This is a genomic window from Mesorhizobium sp. (genome assembly GCF_004963255.1).
Taxonomy (GTDB): domain Bacteria; phylum Pseudomonadota; class Alphaproteobacteria; order Rhizobiales; family Rhizobiaceae; genus Mesorhizobium.
In genome coordinates, this window is the sequence record NZ_SUGA01000001.1 from 219498 (window position 1) to 231491 (window position 11994).

Here is an 11994-nt window from a genome sequence, read left to right on the forward strand (position 1 = left end):
CGCTGCAGGCTGCTGCATTGCCGATAAGGAGGCAGCTGTGGCCGCCCCGATCGAACGCAAGGAATACCGGATCTTGATGCGCCTGCCGGAAGCGGATGCGGCGATGATTTTGGTTCCACCACATTCATGGTGAACCAGAATTAAGGGAGACGAGATGATGAGCGCTTTCACCGTGCGGCTTCCCGATGAGACCGTGGCCAAGCTCGACCAATTGGCCGAAAAGGTGGATCGCTCCCGCTCCTACGTGGCGGCCCAGGCGATCGAAGACTATGTCGCCCGGCAGGAATGGCAGCTTGCTGAGATCGAGGCCGGCCTCGAGGAAGCCGATCGAGGGGAATTTGCAAGCGAGAAGAATCTGGTCGGCGTCATAGCGAAATACGTCAAGCCGGCCTCCGGACGATGAAGCGGATTCGCCGGGCAGAGCGCGCAGCGCGCCGTCTCGACCAGATTGGACAATCCAACAGCCGCGGCACGGGTCGTTGCCCGCATTGTTTCCGCCGTGGACAATCTTGCCGAACATCCTGCGATGGGCCGCGTCGGGCGGGTGAAAAGGGACACGAGAGCTGGTCTTGGCTGATATCCCATACATAATTCCCTACCGTGTTGTCGGCGACGAGATCGAGATACTCACCGTGATGCATGCAGCCCAGCGATGGCCGCGACAATTGTAGACATCGCCGAAGCCTTGCCGGCAGGCTTGAAACACCGGCGGCAATCGTCTATATCAGCCTCAAATTCTTGGTCGGTATGACGAAGAGTGGGTCCACCCGGTCCCGCTCTTTTTTGTTACCTGCCGGCCGGAAGCCAAAAGCGACAGGGATCCGATGACTGCAGCGGCAAGCGAGGCCGACGACCGTATCATCCGCGAAAGCGGCATCGATGCGCGCATTGCGCTGATCGTGCAGCCGGTGCTCAAGGCCATCGGCTTTCGTCTCGTGCGGGTGCAACTGACCGGTCAGAACGGGCTGACGCTGCAGATCATGGCCGAGCGCGAGGACGGCACCATGACCGTCGAGGATTGCGAAGAGGTCAGCCGCGCGGTGTCGCCGGCCCTCGATGTCGAGGATCCGATCGAAAAGGCGTATCATCTCGAAGTGTCCTCGCCCGGTATCGACCGGCCGCTGGTGCGCAAGTCGGATTTCACCACCTGGACCGGTCACCTGGTCAAGCTGGAGACGTCCCTCCTCGTCAGCGATCGCAAGCGCTTCAAGGGCAAGATCGCCGAGGCCGACGCCGATGGCATCCTTATCGAGCGCGACAAGGCGGCCTATGGCGAGGAACCGGCGGTGCGCGTGCCTTATGACGCTATCGCCGAGGCCCGGCTGGTGCTGACCGACGATCTCATCCGCGATGCCCTGTCGAAGGACAACCGGGCGCGCAAGGAAGCCAGGAAACGCCGCGGCGAAGCGGAAGACGCCGCCGAGGAAGACGAAACCGAACAGGAAAGTTGATAGCGCCGCCGGGCTGCAAGTCCGAGGCGAATCGGGAGAAAGACAATGGTTGTAAGCGCCAACAGGCTTGAACTGCTGCAGATCGCCGATGCGGTCGCGCGTGAAAAGTCGATCGACAAGTCGATCGTCATCGCCGCCATGGCCGATGCGATCCAGAAGGCGGCGCGCTCGCGCTACGGCCAGGAGACCAACATCCGCGCCGACATCAACCCGAACACCGGTGAGATGAAGCTGCAGCGGCTGATGGAAGTGGTCGATAAGGTCGAGGACTACGCCACGCAGATCGCGCTTTCCACGGCGCGCGAGCGCAACCCCGACGCCCAGCTCGGCGACTTCATCGCCGAGCAGCTGCCGCCGATGGATTTCGGCCGTATCGCCGCTCAATCGGCCAAGCAGGTCATCGTGCAGAAGGTGCGCGAGGCCGAGCGCGATCGCCAGTATGACGAATACAAGGATCGCATCGGCGAGATCGTCAACGGCACCGTCAAGCGCGTCGAATATGGCAACGTCATCGTCGATCTCGGCCGCGGCGAGGCCATCATCCGCCGCGACGAGCTGATCCCGCGCGAGAACTATAAGTATGGCGACCGCGTGCGGGCCTATGTCTACGACGTGCGCCGCGAGCAGCGCGGCCCGCAGATCTTCCTGTCGCGCACCCATCCGCAGTTCATGGCCAAGCTCTTCACCATGGAAGTGCCGGAAATCTACGACGGCATCATCGAGATCAAGTCGGTCGCCCGCGACCCCGGTTCGCGCGCCAAGATCGCCGTCATCTCGCGCGATTCCTCGATCGATCCGGTCGGCGCCTGCGTCGGTATGCGCGGCAGCCGCGTCCAGGCGGTGGTCGGCGAATTGCAGGGCGAGAAGATCGACATCATCCCGTGGTCGCCTTCGGCCGCTTCCTTCATCGTCAACGCGCTGCAGCCGGCCGAGGTCGCCAAGGTGGTGCTCGACGAGGATGCCGAGCGCATCGAGGTGGTGGTGCCGGACGACCAGCTCTCGCTGGCCATCGGCCGCCGCGGCCAGAACGTGCGCCTGGCCTCGCAGCTCACCGGCTGGGACATCGATATCCTGACCGAACAGGAAGAGAGCGAGCGCCGCCAGAAGGAATTCGTCGAGCGTTCGGCGCTGTTCATGGAAGCCCTCGACGTCGACGAGATGGTCGGCCAGGTGCTCGCTTCCGAAGGCTTCACCAGCGTCGAGGAAGTCGCCTATGTCGACTCGGGCGAAATCTCCTCCATCGACGGCTTCGACGAGGACACCGCTTCGGAAATCCAGACCCGCGCCCGCGAATATCTGGAGAAGATCGAGGCCGAGCATGACGAAAAGCGCAAGGCGCTGGGCGTCAAGGACGAGCTGCGCGAGATCCCCGGCGTCACCACCGCCATGATGGTGACTCTTGGCGAGGACGGCGTGAAGACGATCGAGGATTTCGCCGGCTATGCCGCCGACGACCTGATCGGCTGGAAAGAGCGCAAGGACGGCGAGACCAAGGTCTATCCGGGCGTTCTCGCCTCTCATGGCGTCTCGCGCGCCGAGGCCGAGCAGATGGTGCTCGCCGCCCGCAGGCGGGCCGGCTGGATCACCGAGGAAGAACTCGCCGCCGAAGAGGCAGCGGTCGGCGAAACCGTCGGTGCGTGAGGTGACCACCAATCGCAAAGCCCGTGGACGAGATGAACGATCGCACTTGCATCGTTACGCGCAGGCAGGCCGAAGCGGATGAACTGATCCGCTTCGTCGTCGGCCCGGATTCGGCCGTCGTTCCGGACATCAAGAGAAATCTGCCCGGCCGCGGTTGCTGGGTCACCGCCGATCGCCTACATATCGAGAAGGCAGCGGCGAAGAACCTGTTTGCCCGCGCATTCAAGGCGCAGGTGACCGTCCCGTCCGATCTCGGCGGCATGGTCGACGGGCTGCTCTCCAGATACGCTCTGGGTATGCTTGGCCTTGCCCGCAAGGCGGGCGCCGTCGTTCTTGGCGCCGCCAAGGTCGAGGGTGCTGTGCGCGACGGGCTGGCCCTGCTCGTTCTGCATGCGGCGGAGGCGTCGGACGACGGCGTCCGCAAGATCAGTCAGGCGCGGCGGGCGACCGTCCATCTCGGCGGTCCTGCCATCCTTGCCTACAAACTTTTCTCCGAGGCCGAGTTGAGCTTGGCATTGGGGGGTACAAATGTGATACATGCTGCCGTCCTCGCGCAGGACGCGGGACTGGCGGTTGAGAAGCGCGTTGTTGCGCTCGACCGATATCGGGGCGGTACCCCGAACGATCTGGCAATGCTTGCGGCCGTTGCCGACGAAGATGATGCCGCAGAGGATATGGAATGAACGATACGAAATCGGGCGACGACAAGACGTTGAGCGTTACGCCGAAGAAGACCTTGACGCTGAAGCGCCCCGGCCTCGAGCAGGGCACCGTGCGCCAGAACTTCTCGCATGGCCGCACCAAGTCGGTCGTCGTCGAGACCAAGAAGCGCAAGTTCTCGCTGCCTGGCGACAAGCCGGAGCCGGTGGCGCCGTCCGTGTTCACGCCGAAGCCCGCCGCGCCCGCTTCTGTTGCCGCCGCGCCTGTCGTGCAGGAAGCGCAGAAGGCGCCGCCTCCGCCGCCGGAACGTTCGGGCATGGTCCTGAACGAACTGTCACGCGGCGAGATGGAAGCGCGCCGCAGGGCATTGGAAGGCTCCAAGGCCCGCGAGGCCGAGGATCGCCAGCGCGCTCAGGAGGATGCCAAGCGCCGCGCCGAGGAAGAGGAACGCCGCAAGCGCGAGCGCGACGAATCCGCGCGCCGTCAGGCAGAGGAGGAAGCACGCCTGCAGGCCGAGGCCGAGTCGCGGCGTCGTGCCGAGGAAGAGGCTCGCCGTCGCGCGCCGCAGGCGGCCGATGTCGCTACGGCAGATGACGAGGAAGAGGCCAAGCCGAGGCGCACAGGTGCGGGCGGTGGCGCAGGCGCCAGCGCGCCTGCCCGGCGCCTTGCAACGCCGGAAGTGGCGCGGCCCGCCAAGCCGACCAAGGGCGAGGAAGATCGCCGCCGCGGCAAGCTGACGCTGAACACCGCGCTGTCGGACGAAGATGCGCGCGGCCGTTCACTGTCGTCAATGCGCCGCCGCCAGGAAAAATTCAAACGCGCGATGCACAATGAGCCGCGCGAGAAAGTCATGCGCGAAGTGATCCTGCCCGAAACCATCACCATCCAGGAACTGGCGCAACGCATGTCCGAGCGCGCCGTGGATGTGGTCAAGTACTTCATGAAGCAGGGCCAGATCCTGAAGCCGGGCGACGTCATCGACGCCGACACGGCCGAGCTGGTCGCTTCCGAGTTTGGCCACACCGTCCGCCGCGTTGCGGAGTCCGACATCGAGGAAGGCCTGTTCAACATCGCCGACCGTCCCGAGGACCTGGTGTCGCGTCCGCCGGTCGTGACCATCATGGGCCATGTCGATCACGGCAAGACCTCGCTGCTCGACGCCATCCGCAACGCCAATGTCGTCTCCGGCGAGGCCGGCGGCATCACCCAGCATATCGGCGCCTACCAGATCGAGAAGAACGGTCAGAAGATCACCTTCATCGACACGCCCGGCCACGCCGCCTTCACGGCCATGCGCGCCCGCGGCGCCCAGGTCACCGACATCGCCGTGCTGGTGGTGGCGGCGGACGACAGCGTGATGCCGCAGACGATCGAATCGATCAACCACGCCAAGGCGGCCGGCGTGCCGATCATCGTGGCGATCAACAAGATCGACAAACGCGACGCCGATCCGCAGAAGGTGCGGACCGAACTGCTGCGCCACGAGGTGTTCGTGGAATCGATGGGCGGCGAGGTGCTGGACGTCGAGGTTTCGGCGACCAAGGGCACCAATCTCGACAAGCTGCTCGAAGCGATCCTGCTGCAGGCCGAAGTTCTCGACCTCAAGGCCAATCCTGACCGCACCGCCGAAGGCGCGGTGATCGAAGCCAAGCTCGACAAGGGCCGCGGTCCGGTCGCCACCGTTCTGGTGCAGACCGGCACGCTGATGCCGGGCGACATCATTGTCGCCGGCAACGAGTGGGGCCGTGTGCGCGCGCTTGTCGACGACCGCGGCGAGCATGTGCCGGAAGCGCCGCCGGCGATGCCGGTCGAGGTGCTTGGCCTTCAGGGCACGCCGCAGGCCGGTGACCGTTTCGCCGTCGTCAACAACGAGGCCCGCGCCCGCGAGATCACCGAATACCGTCAGCGCCTGGCGCGCGACAAGGCTGTGGCCAAGCATGCCGGCCAGCGCGGCTCGCTTGAACAGATGATGTCGCAGTTGCAGACGAGCGGGCTGAAGGAATTCCCGCTGGTCATCAAGGGCGACGTGCAGGGCTCCATCGAGGCGATCAACGCCGCTCTGGAAAAGCTCGGCAACGACGAGGTCAGGGTGCGGATCGTCCATTCGGGCGCCGGCGGCATCACCGAAAGCGACGTCTCGCTGGCCGAGACGTCAGGTGCCGCGATCATCGGCTTCAACGTCCGCGCCAACGCGCAGGCGCGCACCGCGGCAGCGGCCGCGGGCATCGAGATCCGCTACTACTCGATCATCTACAACCTCGTCGACGATGTGAAGGCGGCCCTTTCCGGCATGCTTTCGCCGGAGCGGCGCGAGACCTTCATCGGCAATGCCGAGATCCTCGAGATCTTCGACATCTCCAAGGTCGGCAAGATCGCCGGCTGCCGCGTCACCGAAGGCAAGGTCGAGCGTGGTGCGGGCGTGCGCCTGATCCGCGACAACGTTGTCGTCCACGAAGGCACGTTGAAGACGCTCAAGCGTTTCAAGGACGAGGTTGCGGAAGTGCCGGGCGGCCAGGAATGCGGCATGGCCTTCCAGAACTACGAGGACATGCGCGTCGGCGACGTCATCGAATGCTTCCGCGTCGAGATGGTGAGCAGGACGCTCTAATTCGGGTATACTCGCCGAAATGAAACGGGCGGCGGCCGCAAGGCTGCCACCCAGGCCGCTCATGCATTTGAGACATGTGGCGTGGTCCCATCCCGCGCTTCACGATTTCAGGACCGAAAAATGTCACGTTCGACAACGTCAGGCCCCTCCCAGCGCATGCTGCGCGTCGGCGAGCAGGTGCGTCATGCCCTTTCCGAAACGCTGCAGCGCGGCGAGATCATCGATCCGGTGATCGAGAACAGCGTCGTCTCGGTCTCCGAGGTGCGCATGTCGCCCGATCTCAAGATCGCCACCGCCTTCGTCTCGCCGCTTGGCGCGGCTGACGACAATGCCGTGGTCGAGGCGCTCAACAGGCACGCGAAGTTCATCCGCGGCCGTGTGTCCGGCGCGTTGAGGCAGATGAAGTATATGCCGGAGTTCCGCTTCCGCCTCGACACATCCTTCGACAATTTCGCGAAGATCAATGAACTGCTGAAATCGCCCGAAGTGGCGCGCGATCTCGGCGACGGCAAGAACAACGACAAGGACGAGGAATAGTGGCGCGGCGCGGCAAGAAGAAGGGTCGGCCGGTCTCCGGCTGGGTGGTGCTGGACAAGCCGGTCGGCATGGGCTCGACCGAGGCCGTTTCCAAGATTAAATGGCTGTTTCAGGCCGAGAAGGCCGGCCATGCCGGCACGCTCGATCCGCTCGCTTCCGGCATGCTGCCGATCGCGCTTGGCGAAGCGACCAAGACCGTTCCCTACGTGCAGGATGGCGCCAAGGTCTACCGCTTCACCGTCGCCTGGGGCGAGGAGCGCTCGACCGACGACCTCGAAGGCCCGGTGACCAACAGCTCCGATCGGCGCCCGGCCGAGGCCGAGCTGCGGGCGCTGCTGCCGAAATACACCGGCATCATCATGCAGACGCCGCCGCAATTCTCGGCCATCAAGATCGCCGGCGAGCGCGCCTATGATCTCGCCCGCGACGGCGAGACGGTCGAGATACCCGCGCGGGAAATTGAAATCGGCCGTTTGGATATTATCGAGCACAGTGCCGACAAGACCGCCTTCGAGGTCGAATGCGGCAAGGGCACCTATGTGCGCTCGCTGGCGCGCGACATGGGCCGCGATCTCGGCTGCTTCGGCCATATCGCTGAATTGCGCCGCGTCGAGGTCGAGCCGTTCACGCCGGACGATTTCGTCACGGTAGCCGAACTGGAAGCGGCCCGTTTCGGCGGCAAAGGCGAAGCTGTTCCGGACGAAGCTGAGGTCCCGGTCGATTTCAGCGCCATCGATGCGCTGCTGGTCGAAACGGCGGCGGCTCTCGATTGCCTGCCGCAGGTCGCGGTCAGCGACGACGCGGCGACGAAGATCCGCCTCGGCAATCCCGTCATCATTCGCGGCCGCGATGCGCCGGTCGAGGCGGAGGAGGCCTGCGCCACCGCGCGCGGCAGGCTCGTCGCCATCGGCGCTATCGAGCAGGGCATGTTCAAGCCCAAGCGGGTCTTTGCCGGGTGAATCCGGTCGTCTAAGCTCCACTGGGTGCCGACGCTTCAGGGATCTCATGGCCAAGGCTGATACAGGCAACAAGAGGGCGCCGCTGAGAACCCGCCGGCCGCCGGTCGGGGCGTCGCCCGGCACGCTGATCGCCGATCCGGCGGCACGGCGCAGCGAGCTTCGGCTGACACTGATCTCGCCGCAGAAATACGAAACCATCGACAATGCCTCGATCGACGACCTCAACACCCATTGCGAGAAATGGCCTGTCGTCTGGCTGGACTGCACGGGGCTTGCCAACATTCCGCTGATCGAGGAGATCGGCCGTATCTTCAACCTCCACCCGCTGGCGCTGGAGGACGTCGTCAACACTGGACAGCGGCCCAAGGTGGATTTCTTCGAGGACCATGCTTTCGTCGTCATGCGCATGATCGACGATGTCACCTCGCATCGCTACGAACAGATCTCGCTGTTCTTCGGCCGAAATTTCGTCGTCACTTTCCAGGAACGGGAGGGCGATCCGTTCGATCCGGTGCGCAAGCGCATCGCAGCCGCGATGCCGAACCGGCTGCGCTCGCGCGGCGCCGATTATCTTGCCTATGCGCTGATCGATGCCATTGTCGACAGCTATTTCCCGCCGATCGAGGCGGCGAGCGAACTGGTCGACGGCATCGAGGATGAGATGCTGAACAAGCCGCACAAGCATCAGATGCGGCAGCTGCATGAACTCAGGCGTGACGCCAACGTGCTCAAGGGCGTGCTGTGGCCGATGCGCGATGCGCTGGCGACGCTGATCCGCAACGACGTGCCCTTCGTGACGGCTGAAACCAAGATCTTCTTCAACGACACGCTCGACCATTCGCTGCGGCTGATCGAGCTGGTCGAGAACCAGCGCGACATGCTCACCGGCCTGATCGAGATGCATCTCTCGCTGTCCCAGGCCCGCACCAACGACGTCATTTCCTATCTGACGATCGTCTCGGTGATCTTCATGCCGCTGACCTTCCTGGTCGGCGTCTGGGGCATGAATTTCGATCCGGAAAGCTCGCCTTGGAACATGCCCGAGCTGAAGGCCTATTACGGTTATCCGGCCTCGCTTGTGTTCATGGCGATCGTCGCGGTCGGCTTGATCGCGTTCTTCAAATGGAAGAAGTGGTTGTAGCCTTTGAATTCTCCCCTTTTTCGCAACCTGAACCTGCGACAAGCCGGCTTGACAATTGGGCTGGTGTTTTTTCCGGAATTGCACTATATGCGCCGCAGCTTCGCGCCCTGACGCGTCGCTTGCACTGGCCCCTGCTGGACGACATCCCGGCTGTGGGCGTCCCGTTTCCTCCAACAGATAAGGAAAAGCTCGATGTCGATCACTGCCGATCGCAAGAAGGAATTGATGACCGAATTTGCAACCGCCAAGGGCGACACCGGATCTCCGGAAGTCCAGGTTGCCATCCTTTCCGAGCGCATCAAGAACCTGACCGAGCACTTCAAGGACCACAAGAAGGACAACCATTCCCGCCGTGGCCTGCTTGCTCTGGTCTCCCAGCGCCGCAGCCTGCTTGACTACCTCAAGCGCAAGGATGACGCGCGCTACCAGACGCTGATCGACAAGCTCGGTCTCCGTCGCTGACCAATTGACCGGCGGGCTCTCCAAGGGGAGCCCGCCGGTCGCGCATTGGCGCATCGGATGGTCCGCTGCCGCAATGCTGAAAAGGAAATTCGCCTGCGCGCATGGCGCGTTCCGGAGACAGGGTTTCCGGCGTCATGCGCAAGGCCGGCCGACAAGCCGGCCAATCGGGTTCCGGACCGCAGAGGGCTATCCGGAACCGCCCATGGACGGTCATGGGGCAGGATTGCAGGACGCTCGTTCGGCCTTGAGGCGGATCTATCGAGCTTCCCGCTGTCTTGCCCGTGGCTGCCCGAAGGAAGCCAGGGAAGGGAGAACCCGCGACCGTTAGGACGGTGCGGCCCTTTCCGCATATGAAGGACAAGATATGTTCAATCATCACAAAGTGGAAATCGAATGGGGCGGCCGTCCGCTCATCCTGGAGACCGGCAAGATCGCGCGCCAGGCTGACGGCGCGGTGCTGGCCACCTATGGCGAGACCGTGGTTCTGGCCACCGTCGTCTCGATGAAGGAGCCGAAGCCCGGCCTCGATTTCTTCCCGCTCACCGTCAACTACCAGGAAAAGACTTATGCCGCCGGCAAGATCCCGGGCGGCTATTTCAAGCGCGAGGGCCGTCCGAGCGAAAAGGAAACGCTGGTTTCCCGCCTGATCGACCGCCCGATCCGCCCGCTTTTCGCCGACGGCTACAAGAACGACACCCAGATCGTCGTCACCGTCGTGCAGCATGACCTCGAGAACGATCCGGACATCCTCTCGATCGTCGCCACTTCCGCCGCGCTCACCCTTTCCGGCGTGCCCTTCATGGGTCCGATAGGCGGCGCCCGCGTCGGCTATATCAACGGCGAATATGTGCTCAACCCGCATATCGACGAGATGGAGGAATCCAAGCTCGACCTCGTCGTCGCCGGCACCGCCGACGCCGTGCTGATGGTCGAATCCGAGGCCAAGGAACTCTCCGAGGACCTGATGCTCGGCGCCGTCGTTTTCGGCCACAAGAGCTTCCAGCCGGTCATCGATGCCATCATCAAGCTGGCCGAGGTCGCCGCCAAGGAGCCGCGCGACTTCACCGCGCCGGATTATTCCGCGCTTGAAGCCGAGATGCTGAAGGTCGTCGGCGACGAGCTTCGCGAGGCCTACAAGATCACCGACAAGCAGTCGCGCTATGCCGCGGTCGACGCCGTCAAGGCAAAGGTCAAGGCGGCCTTCGCTCCGGCCGAGGGTGAGGAAGCCAAGTACACTTCCGAGCAGATCGGCAGCGTCTTCAAGGAGCTCCAGGCCAAGGTCGTGCGCTGGAACATCCTCGACACCGGCTCGCGCATCGACGGCCGCGATCTCAAGACCGTGCGCAAGATCGTGTCGGAAGTCGGCGTCCTGCCGCGCACCCATGGCTCGGCGCTGTTCACCCGCGGCGAGACCCAGGCGCTGGTGGTTGCCACGCTGGGCACCGGCGAGGACGAGCAGTTCGTCGATTCGCTGACCGGCATGTACAAGGAGAAGTTCCTTCTCCACTACAACTTCCCGCCCTACTCGGTCGGCGAGACCGGCCGCATGGGCTCGCCGGGCCGCCGCGAAATCGGCCATGGTAAGCTCGCCTGGCGCGCCATCCATCCGATGCTGCCTTCGGCAGAACAGTTCCCCTACACGCTGCGCGTCGTTTCGGAGATCACCGAATCCAATGGTTCGTCGTCGATGGCGACCGTGTGCGGCACCTCGCTGGCGCTGATGGACGCGGGCGTTCCGCTGGCCAAGCCGGTTGCCGGCATCGCCATGGGCCTGATCAAGGAAGGCGAGCGCTTCGCGGTGCTCTCCGATATTCTTGGTGACGAGGACCATCTCGGCGACATGGACTTCAAGGTCGCCGGCACCGCCAATGGCGTCACCTCGCTGCAGATGGACATCAAGATCGACGGCATCACCGAGGAGATCATGGGCATCGCGCTTGCCCAGGCCAAGGACGGCCGCCTGCACATCCTCGGCGAGATGGCGCATGCGCTGTCCGGCGCCCGCGCCGAGCTCGGCGAGTTCGCGCCGCGCATCGAGGTCATGCACATCCCGACCGACAAGATCCGCGACGTCATCGGCTCCGGCGGCAAGGTGATCCGCGAGATCGTCGAGAAGACCGGCGCCAAGATCAACATCGAGGACGACGGCACGGTCAAGATCGCTTCGGCGAACGCCAAGGAGATCGAGGCGGCCAAGAAGTGGATCCACACTATCGTCGCCGAGCCGGAAGTCGGCGAGATCTACGAAGGCACCGTCGTCAAGACGGCCGACTTCGGCGCCTTCGTCAACTTCTTCGGCCCGCGCGACGGTCTCGTCCACATTTCGCAGCTCGCTAATGAGCGCGTCGCCAAGACCTCCGACGTCGTCAAGGAAGGCGACAAGGTTTGGGTCAAGCTGATGGGCTTCGACGAGCGCGGCAAGGTGCGCCTGTCGATGAAGGTCGTCGACCAGGCGACCGGCAAGGAAATCGTCCAGGAGAAGAAGAAGGCCGAAGGCGAGGAAGACGCCGCCTGATCGGTCTGGCTGGATAGTTT

10 protein-coding genes and 1 pseudogene are annotated in these 11994 nt (G+C 63.9%); all 11 read left to right on the plus strand.

The genetic code is table 11. The features are described from left to right. Positions 1–154: 154 nt before the first annotated feature. Positions 155–403, plus strand: a complete 249-nt coding sequence (locus E5X34_RS00980; RefSeq protein WP_292559868.1) for a CopG family ribbon-helix-helix protein — start codon at positions 155–157, stop codon at positions 401–403. Further along, a pseudogene (locus E5X34_RS00985) lies at positions 400–671 on the plus strand (type II toxin-antitoxin system RelE/ParE family toxin). Before E5X34_RS00980 ends, E5X34_RS00985 begins: the two are co-directional and overlap by 4 nt. A gap of 153 nt (positions 672–824) precedes the next feature. Beyond that, entirely contained in the window at positions 825–1451 is a 627-nt protein-coding gene (gene rimP / locus E5X34_RS00990; protein ID WP_292559870.1) for a ribosome maturation factor RimP, read from the plus strand. 45 nt (positions 1452–1496) lie between these two features. Beyond that, a complete protein-coding gene (nusA, locus tag E5X34_RS00995; protein WP_292559873.1) occupies positions 1497–3092 on the plus strand; it encodes a transcription termination factor NusA in 1596 nt (531 codons plus the stop codon). Positions 3093–3124: 32 nt separating this feature from the next. After that, on the plus strand, positions 3125–3775 hold the full coding sequence (locus tag E5X34_RS01000; protein WP_292560743.1) for an RNA-binding protein: 651 nt from the start codon (positions 3125–3127) through the stop codon (positions 3773–3775). Beyond that, positions 3772–6360: a translation initiation factor IF-2 gene (gene infB / locus E5X34_RS01005; RefSeq protein ID WP_292559876.1), complete on the plus strand. Its 2589-nt coding sequence runs from the start codon at positions 3772–3774 to the stop codon at positions 6358–6360. The genes E5X34_RS01000 and infB overlap by 4 nt, the downstream gene beginning before the upstream one ends. A 120-nt stretch (positions 6361–6480) precedes the next feature. Beyond that, complete coding sequence (rbfA, locus tag E5X34_RS01010) at positions 6481–6897, plus strand: 30S ribosome-binding factor RbfA (RefSeq protein WP_042647113.1); 417 nt, start codon at positions 6481–6483, stop codon at positions 6895–6897. Then, complete coding sequence (gene truB / locus E5X34_RS01015) at positions 6897–7856, plus strand: tRNA pseudouridine(55) synthase TruB (protein ID WP_292559879.1); 960 nt, start codon at positions 6897–6899, stop codon at positions 7854–7856. The genes rbfA and truB overlap by 1 nt, the downstream gene beginning before the upstream one ends. Positions 7857–7902: 46 nt before the next feature. Beyond that, a complete protein-coding gene (corA, locus tag E5X34_RS01020) occupies positions 7903–8997 on the plus strand; it encodes a magnesium/cobalt transporter CorA (RefSeq protein ID WP_292559882.1) in 1095 nt (364 codons plus the stop codon). Between the two features lie 150 nt (positions 8998–9147). After that, positions 9148–9459 (plus strand): 30S ribosomal protein S15, encoded by a 312-nt coding sequence (rpsO, locus tag E5X34_RS01025; RefSeq protein WP_281035868.1) that lies wholly within the window; start codon positions 9148–9150, stop codon positions 9457–9459. A 364-nt stretch (positions 9460–9823) separates the two neighbouring features. Beyond that, on the plus strand, positions 9824–11974 hold the full coding sequence (pnp, locus tag E5X34_RS01030) for a polyribonucleotide nucleotidyltransferase (RefSeq protein WP_292559884.1): 2151 nt from the start codon (positions 9824–9826) through the stop codon (positions 11972–11974). Positions 11975–11994: the final 20 nt, after the last annotated feature.